The 17,099-nt window shown below is 58.1% G+C and carries 16 protein-coding genes; 13 read left to right on the top strand and 3 right to left on the bottom strand.

All coding sequences use genetic code 11. From position 1 onward, the window contains the following. Window positions 1-92: 92 nt before the first annotated feature. The 8 genes from ACOTTU_RS12615 (at window position 93) to ACOTTU_RS12580 (ending at window position 7,714) form a co-directional block, all read left to right on the top strand. Window positions 93-542, top strand: a complete 450-nt coding sequence (locus tag ACOTTU_RS12615; protein WP_425658466.1) for a GNAT family N-acetyltransferase — start codon at window positions 93-95, stop codon at window positions 540-542. A gap of 132 nt (window positions 543-674) precedes the next feature. Beyond that, window positions 675-2,750 (top strand): hydantoinase/oxoprolinase family protein, encoded by a 2,076-nt coding sequence (locus tag ACOTTU_RS12610; protein WP_425658464.1) that lies wholly within the window; start codon window positions 675-677, stop codon window positions 2,748-2,750. A 4-nt stretch (window positions 2,751-2,754) separates the two neighbouring features. Further along, window positions 2,755-4,464: a hydantoinase B/oxoprolinase family protein gene (locus ACOTTU_RS12605; RefSeq protein WP_425658462.1), complete on the top strand. Its 1,710-nt coding sequence runs from the start codon at window positions 2,755-2,757 to the stop codon at window positions 4,462-4,464. 35 nt (window positions 4,465-4,499) lie between these two features. Beyond that, window positions 4,500-5,207: an SDR family oxidoreductase gene (locus ACOTTU_RS12600; RefSeq protein WP_425658460.1), complete on the top strand. Its 708-nt coding sequence runs from the start codon at window positions 4,500-4,502 to the stop codon at window positions 5,205-5,207. Window positions 5,208-5,376: 169 nt separating this feature from the next. Then, a complete protein-coding gene (locus ACOTTU_RS12595; RefSeq protein WP_425658458.1) occupies window positions 5,377-5,961 on the top strand; it encodes a YceI family protein in 585 nt (194 codons plus the stop codon). An 85-nt stretch (window positions 5,962-6,046) separates the two neighbouring features. Continuing rightward, window positions 6,047-6,412 (top strand): c-type cytochrome, encoded by a 366-nt coding sequence (locus ACOTTU_RS12590; RefSeq protein WP_425658958.1) that lies wholly within the window; start codon window positions 6,047-6,049, stop codon window positions 6,410-6,412. Between the two features lie 35 nt (window positions 6,413-6,447). After that, complete coding sequence (locus ACOTTU_RS12585; RefSeq protein WP_425658456.1) at window positions 6,448-6,981, top strand: RNA polymerase sigma factor; 534 nt, start codon at window positions 6,448-6,450, stop codon at window positions 6,979-6,981. Further along, window positions 6,971-7,714 carry a hypothetical protein gene (locus ACOTTU_RS12580; protein ID WP_425658454.1) on the top strand — a complete coding sequence of 248 codons (744 nt, stop codon included), beginning with the start codon at window positions 6,971-6,973 and terminating at the stop codon, window positions 7,712-7,714. The genes ACOTTU_RS12585 and ACOTTU_RS12580 overlap by 11 nt, the downstream gene beginning before the upstream one ends. A 32-nt stretch (window positions 7,715-7,746) precedes the next feature. Here the strand turns inward: ACOTTU_RS12580 and ACOTTU_RS12575 are convergent, their stop codons facing one another. Beyond that, on the bottom strand, window positions 7,747-8,769 hold the full coding sequence (locus tag ACOTTU_RS12575) for a LacI family DNA-binding transcriptional regulator (RefSeq protein ID WP_425658452.1): 1,023 nt from the start codon (window positions 8,767-8,769) through the stop codon (window positions 7,747-7,749). Between the two features lie 162 nt (window positions 8,770-8,931). Here ACOTTU_RS12575 and ACOTTU_RS12570 point away from each other — a divergent pair, with 162 nt between their 5' ends. The 5 genes from ACOTTU_RS12570 to ACOTTU_RS12550 all read left to right on the top strand — a co-directional run bounded on the left by ACOTTU_RS12570 (window position 8,932) and on the right by ACOTTU_RS12550 (window position 13,962). Continuing rightward, entirely contained in the window at window positions 8,932-10,014 is a 1,083-nt protein-coding gene (locus ACOTTU_RS12570) for an ABC transporter ATP-binding protein (protein WP_425658450.1), read from the top strand. 35 nt (window positions 10,015-10,049) lie between these two features. After that, window positions 10,050-11,387, top strand: coding sequence for an extracellular solute-binding protein (locus ACOTTU_RS12565; protein ID WP_425658448.1), 1,338 nt, complete (start codon window positions 10,050-10,052; stop codon window positions 11,385-11,387). A 96-nt stretch (window positions 11,388-11,483) separates the two neighbouring features. Then, the gene (locus ACOTTU_RS12560) at window positions 11,484-12,377 is read left to right on the top strand and encodes a carbohydrate ABC transporter permease (protein WP_425658446.1); all 894 of its coding nucleotides are present in this window, start codon (window positions 11,484-11,486) and stop codon (window positions 12,375-12,377) included. Further along, on the top strand, window positions 12,377-13,249 hold the full coding sequence (locus tag ACOTTU_RS12555; RefSeq protein WP_425658444.1) for a carbohydrate ABC transporter permease: 873 nt from the start codon (window positions 12,377-12,379) through the stop codon (window positions 13,247-13,249). Before ACOTTU_RS12560 ends, ACOTTU_RS12555 begins: the two co-directional genes overlap by 1 nt. Continuing rightward, entirely contained in the window at window positions 13,249-13,962 is a 714-nt protein-coding gene (locus ACOTTU_RS12550) for a cytochrome b561 domain-containing protein (protein WP_425658442.1), read from the top strand. The genes ACOTTU_RS12555 and ACOTTU_RS12550 overlap by 1 nt, the downstream gene beginning before the upstream one ends. Here ACOTTU_RS12550 and ACOTTU_RS12545 read toward each other — a convergent pair. Both ACOTTU_RS12545 and ACOTTU_RS12540 read right to left on the bottom strand, forming a co-directional pair. Further along, complete coding sequence (locus ACOTTU_RS12545) at window positions 13,959-15,554, bottom strand: gamma-glutamyltransferase family protein (protein WP_425658440.1); 1,596 nt, start codon at window positions 15,552-15,554, stop codon at window positions 13,959-13,961. The genes ACOTTU_RS12550 and ACOTTU_RS12545 overlap by 4 nt on opposite strands. A 249-nt stretch (window positions 15,555-15,803) precedes the next feature. After that, on the bottom strand, window positions 15,804-16,880 hold the full coding sequence (locus tag ACOTTU_RS12540; protein ID WP_425658438.1) for a DUF2793 domain-containing protein: 1,077 nt from the start codon (window positions 16,878-16,880) through the stop codon (window positions 15,804-15,806). Window positions 16,881-17,099 lie beyond the last annotated feature (219 nt).

Genomic DNA, 17,099 nt, shown 5'->3' with positions numbered 1-17,099 from the left:
GCGGAAACTTGCCAACCTGAAAAAGATATCAGGGGTCTCACAGCTTGATAACGATGCCTTGCGATCTCCGAATCGCACAATAGTATTTGCCTATGGGACCCATTGATATTCGACGCGCCACGCCCGTTGATGCCGACCGCCTCGCTGCTTGCATTCAAGATGCATACGCCAGTTACACAGAAACGATACCGGATTTGCCGGATATTGCCGCAGATGTAGAGCAGGACATAGCCAATCACTTTACCTGGGTTGCGGTGCTGGAGGGTGAGATCGTCGGCGGGGCCATCGTTGTCTTGGATATTCCCGATGCTCAACTGGCCAACATCGCCGTGGCCAGTTCTGCAAAAGGGCGCGGGGTGGGGCGCATGCTGTTGAGACATATTGAACAGGCATGCCAAACGCTGGCGGTGCAGGTTCTGAAACTGAGTACCCACGTCAACATGCCTGACAATGTGGCGATGTATGAACACCTGGGATGGCGGGAAACCGGGAGAGCCGGCAGTAAGGTCCATATGGAAAAGCACCTGAGCGAAGAACCATAAAGGGCGCGCTGCCGACCGGCATTTGAAATCAGAAGATCATGTTTGTTTATCAAGTCTATCGAAAATAAGAATTTGAAGCTATCATGTGCGCCTGATTAAGTGTCGGTGAGCTTTGATCAGAGTAGGCCTGTAATGCAATCTTCAATTCGCCTTGGTGTAGATATTGGCGGCACGTTTACGGATGTGGTGCTGGAAAAGGCGGGGGAGCCATTCTCCACCAAGGTGCTGACCACCTATGCCGCGCCGGAAAACGCGATCATTGATGGCATGCATCAGGTTTGTGCCAAGGCGGGTGTCAGCCCATCAGACATTGATCAGATCATTCATGGGACAACGCTGGCCACCAATGCGTTGATCGAACGTCGCGGGGCCAAAACTGCATTGATCACCACGCGTGGATTTCGCGACGTGATTGAAATGCGCACCGAAAGCCGGTTTGAGCAATATGATCTGAACCTCAACCTGCCCGAACCGCTTTTGCCACGCCAAAGGCGCTATACCGTGACCGAACGCATTGACGCGCGGGGGGAGGTGCTGATCGCGATGGACCGCAAGGAGGTCGAAACGCTTGTCGACGAGATCGCGCAGGCCGGTTACGAGAGTGTCGCCATTGGCCTGATCCATTCCTATCTGAATGACGCGCATGAAAGGCTGGTGGCTGAAGTCGTCGCTGAGAAAATGCCCGACGCGATGATCTCAATATCCGCCGAAGTCTCCCCGCAGATGCGCGAATACGAGCGTTTTAATACGGTGGTTGCGAATGCCTATATCAAGCCGCTGATGAAATCCTACCTTGGTCGGCTTGAGGGGCGTTTGAGCGACGAGGGCGTGCGCTGCAATACCTTTCTGATGCATTCGGGTGGCGGGATCATCTCGCTGGAAAGCGCTGCGGAATTTCCGGTGCGTCTGGTGGAATCCGGCCCGGCCGGGGGCGCGGTTTTTGCCGCCCATATTGCGGCGCGCTACGGGCTGAACAAGGTGCTGTCCTTCGACATGGGGGGCACCACAGCGAAAATCTGCCTGATCAAGAACCAGACGCCAAAAACCAGCCGGGTTTTTGAAGTGGCGCGCACCTATCGGTTCAAGAAGGGCTCCGGCATGCCGATTTCGATCCCGGTTATCGACATGGTGGAAATTGGCGCGGGCGGCGGGTCACTGGCCCATGTGGATGCGCTGCGGCAAATCCGGGTGGGGCCCGAAAGTGCAGGTTCTGAGCCGGGGCCTGCCTGCTACGGTCGGGGCGGAGACAGACCTGCCGTGACAGATGCTGATCTGGTGCTGGGCAAGCTTGATCCGGAGAATTTCGCGGGCGGGTCCATTCCACTACATACGGACAATTCCCAAAACGCCCTTATGTCGGAGCTGGGCGAGACACTGGACATGGATGCGGCGACATCGGCCTTTGGATTGGCCGAAGTGGTGGATGAAAACATGGCCAACGCCGCGCGGGTGCATGCTGTCGAGAATGGCGAGGACCTCAGCGAATACACCATGATCGCCTTTGGTGGCGCCGCCCCGCTGCATGCCGGGCGTCTGTGTGAAAAACTCGGGGTAGACAGGCTGCTGGTGCCGCCGGGTGCCGGGGTGGGATCGGCCATCGGCTTTTTGCGCGCGCCTTTCAGTTTCGAGGCGAACCGCTCAGTCTACATGAAGTTGTCGGATTTTGATGCGGTCAGAATCCAGGCGCTGTTGTCGGAACTGCAATCCGAAGCCACGGGGTTTGTGCGCAACTGCGATGCCACGGCGGACATCCTGTCGGAATTCAAAGTCTATATGCGCTATACCGGGCAGGGGTGGGAAATCCCGATCGTGCTGACCCAGGCGCAGGCCATGGCCCCTGACGCCGCAACATTTGAGCGCCTTTTCGAAGAAGATTATGCCAAGCTCTTTGGTCGCACGGTGCAGGGTCTGGACATTGAGATCACGGTCTGGTCGGTCAATGCAACAACCCCGCAGGATGTGGTCGCTCCGGTCGCCTTGGCCGAGGTGCGTAGCACGGCAGCGGTTGCTGGCCACAGACAGATGTTTGACCCGGCAAAATCCGGTTTCACAGAAGCTGCGGTGGTGCTGCGGGGCGGCATGGCCGAGGGGGCGGAGGTCAGCGGCCCTGCGGCCATCACAGAGGATGAAACCACCATCATTGTGCCGTCATCGCGCCGGGCCATACGCCAACCAGACGGCTGCATTGATGTGATAGCGAAGGGCTGAAACCATGGCAGAGACACATTCCAACGTCGCCTATCAGGTCATGTGGAACCGCCTCATTTCGGTGGTTGAGGAACAGGCCCAGGCCCTTGTGCGGACCGCTTTTTCGACGTCGGTGCGCGAAGCGGGCGATCTTTCGGCGGGCGTTTACGACACCCACGGGCAGATGCTGGCGCAGGCGGTCACAGGGACACCGGGGCACGTCAATGCCATGGCCGACGCAGTGGCGCATTTCATTCGCCGGATCGGGCGGCAGAACATTGTCGACGGGGATGTCTACATCACCAATGATCCCTGGGAAGGCACCGGCCATTTGCACGATATCACCATGGTGACGCCTTCGTTCCACGACGGGCTGCTGGTGGGGTTTTTCGCCTGCACGGCGCATATCGTGGACATCGGCGGGCGTGGTTTCGGTGCGGATGCGGCCAGCGTCTATGAAGAAGGGCTCTATATTCCGATCATGAAGTTTGCCGACGCTGGGTCTGTGGACGACACATTGGTGCGCATCATCCGTGGCAATGTGCGCGAACCAGACCAGCTTATCGGGGATATCCATGCGCTGGCCACCTGTAACGAGATCGGACATCGCCGCCTGACGGCCATGATGACGGAATTTGGCCTTTCCGACCTCGATGGCATTGCCGCGTTCATTCTGGAGAATTCGCGGCGCGCCACGCTGGAGCGCATTGCCGCTTTGCCGCGTGGGCAGGCCAGTGGCGATATGACTGTGGATGGGTTCGACACGCCGATCACGCTCAAAGTGACGCTGACCATCGAGGCGGACCGCATCCTGTCGGATTTCGCAGGCACCTCGGGGCTCGACAAGAAAGGCATCAACTGCCCGCTGGTCTACACCAAAGCCTATGCCTGCTATGCGCTCAAATGTGCGATTGCGCCGGAAATTCCCAACAATGCCGCCTCTCTGGCCCCGTTCGAGATTGCAGCCCCTGAGAACTCCATCGTGCATGCGCTGCATCCGGCCCCGGTGGCTCTGCGTCACATCGTGGGCCATTTTGTGCCCGACACGGTCTATGCGGCGCTTGACAAGATTCTGCCGGGGGTTGTGCCTGCCGAAGGAGCGGGATGTCTGTGCAATTTTCAGGTCAGCCTGCGGCCCCGCACCGATGCACCAGCGCCACTGGGTGCGATGCGCTCCGAAGTGCTGACCTTCAACTCCGGCGGCTCCGGCGCGCGCCCCGCCCATGACGGGCTGAATGCCACCGCTTTTCCGTCCGGGGTGATGACCATGCCCATTGAGGCGACGGAACATGCGGGTCCGGTGATCATCTGGCGCAAGGAGTTGCGCCCCGATTCAGGCGGTGCAGGCAAGCAGCGCGGCGGGCTGGGCCAGCACATGGAAGTGGGCGCGCGCGAGGGTCATGAGTTCGATTTTCAGGCGATGTTTGACCGCGTGGGGCACCCCGCGCGCGGACGGCGCGGCGGGGCGTCCGGTGCGCCCACAACCATCGCGCGCGACGACGGTGCGGCGATGCGCGGCAAGGGCAAGCAGTTCGTGGCACACGGGCGCAGAGTTGTTTTGGCCTTCCCCGGCGGGGCCGGCTACGGCGTCGCGGCAGAACGTGACAAGGCCCGCGTCAAACGTGACCTGGCACGCGGCTATATTTCGCCGGATGTGGCGGCGGCCGATTACGGATTAACGGACGATGAGATCGCTGCCGTCGAGAAGGCCCGGCGGCTGGGTGAAGACATTTAACGCAGCTTTGGCTGCCTGCATCAAAAGGACAGAAAATGACAGACGTCAAAGTAGCGCTGGTGACGGCGGGTGGTAGCGGCATGGGGGCGGACAGTGCCCGCGCGCTGGCAGCCGATGGGTTCAAACTGGGCATCCTGTCGTCTTCCGGCAAGGGCGAAGCGCTGGCAAAGGAACTGGGCGGTGTCGGTATCACGGGCACCAACCAGTCCGAAGAAGATTTGCAAAGGCTTGTGGATGCGGCGATGAACCATTGGGGTCGGATTGATGTGCTCGTTAACTCCGCCGGTCACGGCCCGCGCGCGCCGGTGCTGGAGTTGACGGACGAAGACTGGCACACGGGCATGGATGTCTATTTCCTGAATGCGGTGCGCCCGACGCGGCTGGTGACCCCGATCATGCAGAAACAGGGCGGCGGCGCGATCATCAACATCTCGACCTTTGCCGCGTTCGAGCCGAACCCGGTCTTTCCCACATCGGGTGTCATGCGCGCGGGGCTGGCAGCATTCAGCAAACTCTTCGCCGATAAATATGCCGCCGAGAATATTCGGATGAACAACGTTCTGCCCGGTTTCATTGACAGCCTGCCCGAAAAGGACGAATTCCGCGCGATGATCCCGATGGGCCGCTACGGCAGTTCGCTGAACGAGATTGCCAGTGTCGTGGCCTTTCTCGCCTCTCCGGGAGGTGCCTATATCACCGGGCAGAACATCCGTGTGGACGGCGGGATCACACGATCTGTTTGATCCGGCGCCTTGTCAGCCTGGTCGCCTCGCTCGTGTCAAGCGGGGCGAATTCTTGATGTTATGCAGTGCGCCTCTTGGCGTCGAATTTTTTTTTGTATAGATTTCCGGCGCCACGCGTTTTCTTTATGTGGACCCTTTGAGTTCACAGGAAACTCGGAGGAAATGTTTCATGAAGTTTTTTGCCAATGTCGCCTGCGCCACTGCCCTGATGGCTTCCACAGCCTTCGCCGGAGGGCACGCAAATTGGGCGTCTGTCGAAGCTGAATCCAGCGTAGCATTCGGGTCGATCAAGAAAGACACGGTCGGCGAGGTACATCATTTTAGTGGCGTAAGCGGCACCGTGAGCGAAGCGGGCGATCTGGTGGTCACCATTGATTTGTCTTCGGTCGAGACAAACATCGATATTCGCAACGAACGGATGATGGAGCATGTGTTTCAGTCTGGCAAAGCCACAGCCGTACTGAGCGGTGAGTTGGACATGGCCGAGGTCGACGCATTGGCGGTAGGTGCGACCACGCTCGTCGATGTCGAAGGCACATTGGCCTTCGCCGGACTTCAAACCGATGTCGAAGCGGAGATGCTCGTCGCCCGTCTGGGCGAAGACCGCGTGTTGGTGACAACGGCTGATTTCATCATGCTTTCAACAGAAGATCTCGGGATCAATGCTGGCGTCGATAAACTTATGGAGCTTGCCAGCCTGCCAGGGATTACCCGGGTGACGCCCGTTTCAGTTCGTATGGTTTTTGAAAAGTAGGTTGTTAACGAGTGACACGACCGCGTTGCGCCGACTGGTGCAACGCGGTGGTGATCTGTTCGAACACAGGAGTGAAGAAGTGAAAATGCTATTGATTGGTCTTTCGACCGCGTGTTGCCTGGCGACCCAGAGTTTTGCTGAAGGTGATCCAAAAGCCGGCAAGAAGGTCTTCAAGAAGTGCAAAGCTTGCCACGAAGCGAAAGCCGATAAGAACAAATCCGGCCCATCGCTCTACAAGATCGTTGGCGCCTCTTCGGGGGCCGTGGAAGGGTTTTCATATTCGGGCGCGATGGCCGAGGCCAATCTGGTTTGGGACGAAGAAACGCTCGCAGCGTTCCTTGCCAAGCCGAAAGAAGTGGTTCCCGGCAACAAGATGGCCTTTCCGGGCTTGAAAAAACCGGAGCAGATTCAGGACGTCATTGCATATCTCATCGCTGCGGGTGAAAAATGAATGCGGTAATCGGTACCCTCGGCTAAGGATATCAGGTGAAACTCTGGCGTAACAACAATGCACAGCAGGTTGTTCGGGAAGGTATTCCCGTGATTTTCCCGCGCATTTGGCGTTATAGTTTGACGTTGACCGGCACGCCAGAACGTGCGGACGACCTGGCGCAGGCTGTAGTGTTACGCGCCCTGGAAAAAGCCGAGAAATTCGAGATCGGCACGAGGTTGGACCGGTGGATGTTTCGCATCGCTCATAACCTCTGGGTCAGTGAAATCCGCAAGAATACTGTGCGGGCAGGGGGCGGTTTGGTCGCCATCGAAGAAGCTGATATCATCAGCCCTGAACCGGGTCCCGAGGCTGTTGCGATAAACCGCGAGGTGATGATGGCCGTTCTGCATTTACCGGAGGCGCAGCGCTCGACAGTCGTATTGGTCTATGTTGAAGGGTACTCTTACAGGGATGCGGCCATGATACTGGACATCCCCCTGGGCACCGTCATGAGCCGACTGGCGACAGCCCGCGCGACATTGGGTCAGAAATTCAGAGAAGAAGGGCAGGCGCGTGATGCAAGATAGATACTTCTCCGATGAAGAACTTGTCGCCTATCTGGACGGCGAGGATGATTTGGCCCCGGTGGCAGATATCGCGCAGGCGGCTGAAACCGATGCGGCGCTTGGCGCGCGCATTGCGGCGTTGACCGTGGACACGGCGCGTATTGCGGCCAGTTTTGATCTGCTGAAAGCGGATGAACGACCGATGCCGAAATTACCTGAGCCCGCTTTGCATGCACCGAAATTCCAGATCGCTGGAATGGCACTGGCAGCCAGTGTGGCGCTGGCAATAGGGATCGGCATCGGGGCCTACTCTTCAGGTCAAAGAACCCCGGGTTGGGTTGACTATGTCGCCGCTTATCAGGCGCTCTACTCAAACAGCACCCTGGCGCACATCGACCAGACCGAGACCGCCAAGCAAGCCGAACTCGACAGGGTCACCGCGGCTATAGGTAAATCGGTTGGTGTTGGGACCCTTCAGACACTGCCCGAGGTGGAATACAAGCGTGCGCAGGTGCTGAGTTTCAATGGGCGTGCCCTTATACAATTGGCGTTTCTGACCAGCACCGGTGAGCCGGTGGCCCTCTGTATCATTCGGTCAAACGTGGCTGACACGCCAGATCCGGCATTGAGCGAAATGGAAGGTCTCAGCGCCGCCCGATGGGCGCGTGACGGGTATGACTACCTGCTTATCGGTGGCAATGATGATGCGCTCATTGACCGGATTGCAACGGAGTTTTCGACGGCTCAGATTTGACGTTCTCTGCGGGCGTTTCGTTTTATTGCTGATCATTTGCCCCCTTGTTGCCGCGTGGTTTGACCGGCGACAAACTCAATCGGGAGTACCGTTTTGACATCGGTTTTGGCCCCGTTTATCCGAGCCAGCAAATTGCGTGCGCCGACAATGCCCATCAGTTTTCGCAAAGTTCGCACCGTGGTAAGCTGCATCGGCAAAACGCTGGCCAGATCAAGCTCGTTGAACCCGACAATGCCAATATCCTCCGGAACAGACAGTCCCCGCGACTGGCAGCACATCATGCCGCCAAACGCCATGTGGTCGTTCAGATAGCAGATGATGTCCGGTGGATCGTCCGAAAGAAGTGCGGCTGTTCCTTCAAAGCCGGTCGCGAAGGTGTTCCCTGCCTCTGGTCTGGAAGACGCGACAGCGACAGATTTCAGCCTGCCAAAGACCTCCCGAACACCGTCAAGACGCGCATCGGCGCGCGTATCATGGCCCCGCGCGGTGCTGACAAAGGCGGGCCGTTCATACCCCAGGGCGACGGCGTGTTCCCCAATTATCTGTCCGGCTTTGAAGTGATCGATGCCGACGCAGATATCTATGGGATTTTCGGCCTCATCCCAGATTTCCAGAACCGGAATGGGTGCTGCGCGCAGCAGCTCCACGGTTTCCGGCCGGTGATCCGTGCCTGTCAGGATAATCCCGGCGGGTTGCCATGATAACAGGCGCCGCACCCAGTTGAGTTCGGCGTCCGGGCTGTATTCCGTTGTGTCGATCACGCTCGCATAACCGGCGGATTCAAACGTTTTACGCATGCCGTTGAGGATGTCGGCAAAGACCTCGCCCGCAAATGTCGGTAGTGAAATTCCGATCAAGTTTGAGTTCGCCACCGCCAGGGATCGGGCATTGCTGTTGGGCACATATTTCAATTCCCGGGCAATCTTCAGAATCTCGGCGCGTTTCTTTTCAGAAACCCCTTCAACACCTCGAATGGCCCGTGACACGCTCATGATGCTGACATTCGCCTTGGCCGCAACGTCCTCAATCTTCGTGAGTTTACCACGTCTGGCCATTTACCTGTCCACCTAGATATCTATTATTATCAATAGCTTGTCGGTTGCAATACGTTAACGCTAACGTTGTTTATCGCTTTTTCCCTTCGGGATTGCCAGCCCTTTGTGCACTCTAGAGGCGCGATCAGTCACATCGCTGCCGCGGTGTTGGTGGGGGAACACGTGCCAAAAATTATCTTTGATCAAGTGTCAAAAATCTACGGATCGGTAGAGGTGCTGCCGCCATTCGATCTGACGTTGGATGACGGTGAATTCACCGTGCTGGTTGGTCCGTCTGGATGCGGCAAATCCACGACGCTCAGAATGCTCGCCGGTCTCGAAACGCTCAGCGGCGGCGAGATATATTTCGATGAAAAACCCATCAGCAGGCTGGATCCGAAAGAGCGTGATCTTGCGATGGTGTTTCAGGACTACGCGCTTTACCCGCATATGAACATCGCCAAGAACATGTCTTTTGCGCTGCGTCTGGCGCGGGTGCCGAAATCCGAAATCGAAGAAAAAGTGCAACGCGTCGCGAAGATGCTGAACATCGCGCATCTGCTGGACCGCAAACCAGCGGAGCTTAGCGGCGGGCAACGTCAGCGCGTGGCGATGGGGCGTGCTTTGGTGCGTGATGCGGGTACCTTCCTTTTTGATGAACCGCTCTCGAACCTTGACGCCAAACTGCGCGGCAAGATGCGTGCCGAGCTTGCCGAGATGCGCGATACCATCGACAAGAACATGGTCTATGTGACCCACGATCAGGTCGAGGCGATGACGCTTGGCGACCGGATCGTTGTGATGAGCGATGGGTTCATCCAACAACAGGGCACGCCCGAAGAGCTGTTCAAACGACCAGTCAATAAATTCGTGGCGGGGTTCATCGGATCGCCCACTATGAATTTTCTGGACGGGGAGTTGACGCAGGAAGGCGACGCCATGTGGGTGCGCGGCGCGGGCTATGCGCTGCCGCTGAGCCCTGAAACTACGGCCGACGTCAAAAATACCAAGTCCAAGGATGTGACATTGGGGCTCAGACCATCGAGCTTTGTCTCTGAAGGCACCGAAGGGGCGGCGATTGAGTTGCGCGTGATCGTATCTGAATACCTGGGCGCGCAATCCGTTCTGGTGACGCGCTGCGGCGAGGCGGATGTTCTGGTGGAAACACAAAGTGCCACCCCGATTAAATCCGGCGCTGTCCGGACGTTTGGCGTGCTTACTGACGAAATCATGATTTTCGACAAATCAACAGGGCTCAGGCTCTGACATAGGCCGAAATTGGCATTAGGGAGGAACCAAGAATGCTATCACTGAAATCAGTTCTGACGGGGACGGCGGTGTCCGTCTCCATGGCGGGGGTCGCACTTGCGGACGGCCACGGCGGGCCCTATGCGCCCTATGCCGGCACCACGCTGGTGATCAACGTACCGGCACACCCGCACTACAATGCGATGATGAAAGTCCTGCCGGAGTTCACCAAAGAGACCGGCATTGAGGTTGAGGTCGACCAACTCCAGTACCTCAAGATGCGCGAGAAACAGACGCTGGAACTGACCAAATCCGAAGGCGATTATGACATGATCGCCTATGTGGTTTTCTCCAAGGCGGACTATGTTTTTGCGGACCAGCTTGAAAACCTCGCACGTTTCTTCATGGATCCCAAGCTGGCGGATCCGGCTTATGACGCCGAAGACCTGATTGACGGTTATGTCGCCAACATCGGTGTTGCAGGCGGGTTCAAAGGGTATCTTCCGGGGGCAACAGGATCGCTTTTCGGCATCCCTTATGGGTCTGAGACATCCGTTCTGGCCTATCGCAAAGACATCTTTGAAAAGCACGGCATCGACGTGCCGCAAAACTATGACCAACTGCTGGATGCGGCCTGCAAGGTGCCCGAAGTGGAACCGGGCATGGGCGGCATGGCGTCGCGCGCAGCCTCTGGCCACCAGGCATCTCACGCGTTCCTGTTGCATCTGGCCCCTCTGGGGGGGCGTGTTTTCGACGACAAATGGGAACCGATCATCAACAATGAGGCCGGTGTTGCTGCCGCCAACGCGCTGAAAACCATCGTGGATTGCGGTCCGGAAGGCAGCCAGACATTCGGCCCCGCCGAAGCCGCTGCCGCTTTCAGTCAGGGGCAGGCTGCGATGTTCATGGACAGCATCGCCTTTGCCGCCGGGTTTGAAGACCCCAGCAAATCGAAGGTGGCGGGCAAGGTCGGCTACGCGCTGCACCCCGAGGGCGTGCGCAGAGGCTCGCAAACCGGTGGTTTCGGCATCGCAATTCCGAAAAATGCGCAGAACAAGGAAGCTGCCTTTTTGCTGATGCAGTGGCTGACGTCGAAAAAAGGCGATCTTCTTGTGGCCATGGCCGGGGGCAACCCGTCGCGTTTCTCCACCTATCAGGATGCAGCGCTGAATGAGAAATATCCCTACTCCGCGACCTTTGGCGAAGCGCTGAAATATGCCGATCCTGACTGGCGTCCGATCATCCCGACATGGGGCAAGATCAACGCCGATATCGGCACCACCATGAGCCAGGTTCTCACTGAGGGGCTCGACCCGCAGGAAGCCCTGAACGGTGTCGCCGAACGGGCGCGGGCCATCATGGATGAGGCCGGGTACTACACCTGGCAGTAACCCTCTCCCAGAGGGGTCGGGCGGCACAAGATCGTCGCCCGACCGAACCACGGCTTTCCCGGAAATGAGATCATGCAAAGCGCAAACATAAACAGGGTGACGCCATATCTGTTCCTCGCCCCGGCGGCGCTGGTCATGGCGGTGGCACTGCTCTACCCGATCGGGTACATGATCTACGCCAGTTTTCTGGATTGGAACCCCAGCCAGCGCATTGGTGAGGCCGAGTTTGTCGGATTGCGGAACTATGTCAACCTGCTGGGCGACGCCGCTTTTCGCGAAAGCTTTTTTGTTACGCTGAAATTCGCCGCCGTTGTGGTCAGTCTGGAGATGGTCATTGGCGTTGGGCTGGCGCTTCTGCTCGACAGGAATATCCGCGGCATGTCGGTGCTGCGCACACTCTTTATCCTGCCCATGATGATTGCGCCCATCGTTGTGGGTCTCATGTGGCGCTACATGTATCACCCGTCTGTCGGTGTCTTTAACCGCACGCTGAAATCACTTGGGCTCGATCCGATCCCGTGGTTGTCCGATGGGTCCTGGGCTTTTGCCTCCGTGGTGATTGCCGACATCTGGCAATGGACCCCATTCATTTTTATTCTGTCGCTGGCTGCGCTGCAATCGCTGCCGCAATCTGCCATGGAAGCGGCCCGGATTGATGGTGCCACGGGATGGCAGCAGGTGCTCTACATCAAGCTGCCGCTGATGATGCCGGTTTTGATTGTCACCTTGCTGCTGCGGCTGATTGATGCCTTCAAGGTGCTCGAAGTCATCCTTGTGCTCACCAACGGCGGGCCGGGTCTGTCGACCGAAATCCTGTCCTTGCGCATTTCCCGAACTGCGTCGGAGTTCCGCGAGTTGGGGGAGGCGGCGGCCATGTCGAACTACCTGCTGATCCTGCTGGTGATCCTGACCTTCGCGATGTTCGCCTACAACAAGGCGGTCGAGGCGCGCACCGCCCGTCTGCGCAAAGCCGCGGAGGAGGACATCTGATGGCCGACAGGACCTACGAAAAACAGAACCCGGCATTCTATGCGCTGCTTGTGGCGCTCGTCGTCATGGCCATTGGCCCCATCCTGATGATGCTGACGACCTCGCTGAAGCTGAATGTGGACATCATGTCCGACAGCTCGTCGCTTCTGTTCATGCCAACGCTGCGCAACTACGAAACCGCGCTGTGCGACTTTCTCTGGTACGAAGCGCCCCATATCGACTATTGCGACAAGACCTTCGGGCGCGCGTTGGTCAATTCCCTGATCATATCGCTGGTCTCGACCGTGCTGACACTGGTGATCGGCTGCATGGCGGCCTATGCGCTGGTGCGTTTCCGCTTCATGGGCCGGGATGCGGTGTCCCTGTCCACGTTGGCCATGCGCATGGTGCCGCCGGCGGTGCTGCTGGTGCCGGTCTTTGGCATCTGGACCTTCCAGTTTCAGATCGACGGGACGCGCGCAGGGATCATTCTGGTCTATGTGGCAATGAACCTGCCCTTCGTCATCTGGATCTTGCAGAGCTTCATCATTCAGGTGCCTATCCAGCTTGAGGAGGCCGCGCGTATGGACGGGGCGGGTCCGTTTCAGGTCTTTTTCCTTGTCGTCCTTCCGCTGATCAAACCGGGACTGGCGGCAGCGGCGATTTTCACCTTCCGGGTCGCGTGGAACGAATTCCTGCTGGCCAATGCGCTGGCGGATCGCAATTCGCGCACGGTGCCGGTGACCATCGTGAATTCCATCACCGAATTTGACATCGACTGGGGGGTGATCATGGCAACGGGCATGTTGCTGGCAATTCCGCCCATCATCTTCACCTTCGTGGCGTCGCGACAGATCATCACTGGCATGACCGCGGGCGCGGTCAAAGGTTGATGATGGAGTGGCTGCTGGCTCCGATGGATGTGACCCGCGCGCATGACGTGGGCTGGCATCTGAGTTGGCACGCACGGTTCATGGTGATCGCCTGGGGCGTGCTGGTGCCAATCGGCATTTTTATTGCGCGTTACTTCAAAGTATTTCCAGGACAGAACTGGCCCGCTCATCTGGACAGCCATTTCTGGTGGAACACGCACCGGGTTTGTCAATATTCGGCCTGTGTCCTGATGTGTGTCGGGCTCATTCTGATCTTGATCGCACCCCCTTTTGTGTCCCTTACCGGCCCGCATATGTGGCTGGGGTGGACCGTATTGGCGCTGGCGCTGGTGCAAATACTGGGCGGTATTCTGCGCGGCACCAAGGGCGGCCCGACGGAACCTGCCGCCGACGGTTCACTGCATGGGGATCACTTCGACATGACCCCGCGCCGTCTTGCCTTTGAATATGTCCACAAAGCGGCCGGATACGCGGCCCTGATCCTGTCGGTTGCAACCATTCTGGCCGGGTTGTGGCAGGCCAATGCGCCCAACTGGATGTGGCTGTGCCTGTCGCTCTGGTGGGTCGGCCTGTTGGTACTTTCAATCCTTTTTCAACGCCGTGGCATGGCCGTCGACACCTATCAGGCGATTTGGGGCCCGGACCCGGCCTTGCCCGGCAACAGGCGCAAACCCATCGGTTTTGGCGTCACGCGTCACACGCCCAAAAACTAGAAACCGACCGCCATGCCGTCTTTGCGCGGATCGGACCCGGCAACATAGCCTTTGCCCGGTAATCGGTGGATCAGTTGTGCTCCGCCAAAACCAAAGGCATTGTCCGGTGTTTCCAGCGATATGTCGTGACCCATGGCGCGCAGCCTTTCCAGAACCTCTGCGGGCATGGTGGTTTCGCAGGCCACGCCCAGTCCATCCGTCACGCGCCAGCGCGGCGCATCAACGGCCATCTGCGGGTCCTGACCAAATAGCTGCGTTCTCAGCACCATCTGCACATGGCCTTGGGCCTGCATGGGCCCGCCCATCACGCCAAAGCTCATCACCGGCCCCTCGTGATCCATCAGAAAGCCGGGGATAATGGTGTGAAACGGCCTTTTGCGCGGGCCAACGGCGTTTTGATTGCTTGGATCAAGCGAGAAACCGGCTCCGCGATTTTGCAAGGCGATACCGGTGCCGGGCACCACAACACCCGAGCCGAAGCCTGCGTAATTCGACTGGATAAAGGAGACCATCATGCCACTGGCGTCAGCGGCGCTCAGATAGACGGTGCCGCCGTGTCTGGGCGCGCCAACGCCAAAATCACTGGCGCGGTTGGGGTCAATTTCGCGCGCACGTGCGGCCAGATACCCGTCATCAAGCATGTCAGACACGGTGATATTGCGCATGTGATCAAGATCGGCCACGTAGTGTTCTGCGTCGCGCAGCGCCAGTTTCATGGCCTCGATCTGCAAATGATGTGCCTGCGGGTCGTCTGCGTCCAGATCGCGGATGTTGGTGCCCGACAGAATGCCCAATCCCATAAGCGCCGCAATGCCCTGACCATTTGGCGGAATTTCATGCAGGATACTGTCGTCAAACCCTTTGCTGATCGTGCCGCACCAGTCCGCGCGGTGCGTGGCCAGATCATCCAGGGTCAGGGCCGCATCATGCTCAGCGGCAAAGGCTGCGATCTCTTCAGCAATATCACCTTCGTAAAAGGCTTTGCCTTTTGTCTCGGCAATGCGTTTCAAAGTTCGCGCGTGCCCGGGACTTTTGAAGTACTCACCTGCTTTGGGGGCCCGCCCGTCGGGCATGAACGTTTCAGCAAAACCCGGCTGATGCGAGAGCTGTCCAGCGCCACGTTGCCAAAGGGCGGCGATGACGGGAGATACCGGAAACCCGTTCTGCGCATAGCCGATTGCTGGCTCGAACAGTTTTTCGAAAGGCAGTTTGCCAAATCTCTCTGACAGATTGACCCAGGCCGAGACGGCCCCGGGGACGGTCACGCTTTCCCATCCGTGAAAAGGCATCTTCGCGTGGCCGGAAAAACGCTCAGCGGTCCAGTTGGCGGGGGATCGCCCGGACGCGTTCAGACCGTGCAATTCTGCGCCATCCCAAAGAATCGCAAAGGCGTCTGAACCAATACCATTGCCTGTTGGTTCTACGACCGTGAGCGCTATGGCGGCGGCCAGGGCCGCATCTACTGCATTTCCGCCCTGATAGAGCATGGACAAACCGGCCTGGGCGGCCAGCGGATGTGATGTCGCGACGAGGTTGTCCGCAGCAACAGCAGATCGGCGAGAAGGGTAGGGATGGTGGGACTGGAGGTGCATGGGCCTTGCTCTTTAGGGGGCTGCCGCAGTTTCCGCAGGAAGCTGGGCGTCATCCTAGAGCAATGGCAAAGACAGTAAAATGGGCATTCAGGTCAACAAGCTGCGATCCGTTCTGTGAACGACGGTCAAGAGCGCAGAAACCAGGTTCACGATGTTGAAACAGCCACTACCGTGAGGCAGTGGCCATTGTCTTCAGCGGGACCGGACAGGGTTACAGTGTGCAAGTAGCCCTCTCGTGATCTGGTTGGATTATCCGACCTTATATCCCCAGAAACTGGTTTGATCAGCCAGGAAATATCCATCAAATCCGCGCAGGTGTCCCTGCAATTCGACCGTATCCCCGGCATTCAACAGCACCATGCATTGAATGTTCAGGCACGTCTGCTCCGAGATATGCGGCCCGGTGTTTTCGCCCAACGACCCACTGATCACTTCTGCGCCGTTTCGGAGCAGGCGCGCGCCAATCCGGGCCTGGTTTGATGCGTTTTGCTTGAATGTCAGCGCGGCAGCAAAAACGTAGCTGCCAGCCGCCGGGGCAACAAAGTGATTGTTTGCTGAATCAAACGCATTCTGATCGTTGAACTCGGTCAGGTTGATGGCGATTTTGGTCCATGCATCCGCAGACAGATAGTTGTCGAAATTCGTCACACCCTTGAAGCGCGGCAAGTTGGGCTGATCGACCACGCCGGTACCCGCATCCACGATCAATCCGTCATGAAAACTGGTGCCATCCGCAGATGTCGCCAGCCGAATATTATCGCTGCCGAAAAGGCCAAAGAGACCGCGCGTTTCAAAATCCTGTTGCAGGATGAATCCGGCATCGTCCCCGCTCGCTTCCTTGTTCAGGGTGGAAATCATGCTGCCATTGCCACCATCATCCCGATAGAGCGCGGTCCAGAGTGCTGCGTTCAGCTTGGCGGAAAAAGGGGATGAGGGCAGGGAGATCATACCAAGCCCGAAGGCTTCGATCTCCTGCAGCTCGGCGCTGTCCAGATCGATCCAATCCGTGCCATCATGCACAATCAGGGAATCCCGCCCGATCACATAGGCGCGCCAGCCGGGTTTCGGGGTGAAAAACTGCCAGACGCCGTTCTCAAAAAGCGCAATATCCCCGTCGTGCCCGGCCCAGTCGCCTGTCCCGCTATCCCCGACGATATAGCGGTCTCCTTCAGCGGGTGTTGCAGGTGGCACGGGCTGGTCATCGGCCTGCACGCCCAATTGGGTCAGGATATCGAGGATCCGCAAGGCTTCATTGTGCGTGACGTGTTTCTGGGCCTGGTTCGGTTGAATGAACGGCAAAGACAGGCAGCTTGAGGTATCGGCCATTGGTTTTCCCATGAGACAGTTGTGATCTGCCCCAACGTGCGTCAATCGCCTTGCCGCGCGCTTAAACGGGCGTACGCAGCGGTAACCTTCAGAAAACCGAAGAATTCATCGGCTTTGCCATTATCCGCCTTGCACGCGCGAGTGTCTTTAGCGCAGGCAAAAATAATGTTAATCATTTGGCTGGTGGATCGCATCCTTGCCGGAACTGCGCACCCTATT

The organism is Roseobacter sp. EG26 (genome assembly GCF_049830555.1).
Lineage (GTDB): Bacteria > Pseudomonadota > Alphaproteobacteria > Rhodobacterales > Rhodobacteraceae > Roseobacter.
The sequence above is the reverse complement of the archived record's forward strand: the minus strand, read 5'-3'. Positions and strand labels throughout refer to the sequence as shown.

Bases quoted from the DNA above. Each gene is read 5' to 3' on its own strand.
- ACOTTU_RS12615 (WP_425658466.1), top strand. From the start codon at position 93: ATGGGACCCATTGATATTCGACGCGCCACGCCCGTTGATGCCGACCGC.
- ACOTTU_RS12610 (WP_425658464.1), top strand. From the start codon at position 675: ATGCAATCTTCAATTCGCCTTGGTGTAGATATTGGCGGCACGTTTACG.
- ACOTTU_RS12605 (WP_425658462.1), top strand. From the start codon at position 2,755: ATGGCAGAGACACATTCCAACGTCGCCTATCAGGTCATGTGGAACCGC.
- ACOTTU_RS12600 (WP_425658460.1), top strand. From the start codon at position 4,500: ATGACAGACGTCAAAGTAGCGCTGGTGACGGCGGGTGGTAGCGGCATG.
- ACOTTU_RS12595 (WP_425658458.1), top strand. From the start codon at position 5,377: ATGAAGTTTTTTGCCAATGTCGCCTGCGCCACTGCCCTGATGGCTTCC.
- ACOTTU_RS12590 (WP_425658958.1), top strand. From the start codon at position 6,047: ATGCTATTGATTGGTCTTTCGACCGCGTGTTGCCTGGCGACCCAGAGT.
- ACOTTU_RS12580 (WP_425658454.1), top strand. From the start codon at position 6,971: ATGCAAGATAGATACTTCTCCGATGAAGAACTTGTCGCCTATCTGGAC.
- ACOTTU_RS12575 (WP_425658452.1), bottom strand. From the start codon at position 8,769: ATGGCCAGACGTGGTAAACTCACGAAGATTGAGGACGTTGCGGCCAAG.
- ACOTTU_RS12565 (WP_425658448.1), top strand. From the start codon at position 10,050: ATGCTATCACTGAAATCAGTTCTGACGGGGACGGCGGTGTCCGTCTCC.
- ACOTTU_RS12555 (WP_425658444.1), top strand. From the start codon at position 12,377: ATGGCCGACAGGACCTACGAAAAACAGAACCCGGCATTCTATGCGCTG.
- ACOTTU_RS12550 (WP_425658442.1), top strand. From the start codon at position 13,249: ATGATGGAGTGGCTGCTGGCTCCGATGGATGTGACCCGCGCGCATGAC.
- ACOTTU_RS12545 (WP_425658440.1), bottom strand. From the start codon at position 15,554: ATGCACCTCCAGTCCCACCATCCCTACCCTTCTCGCCGATCTGCTGTT.
- ACOTTU_RS12540 (WP_425658438.1), bottom strand. From the start codon at position 16,880: ATGGCCGATACCTCAAGCTGCCTGTCTTTGCCGTTCATTCAACCGAAC.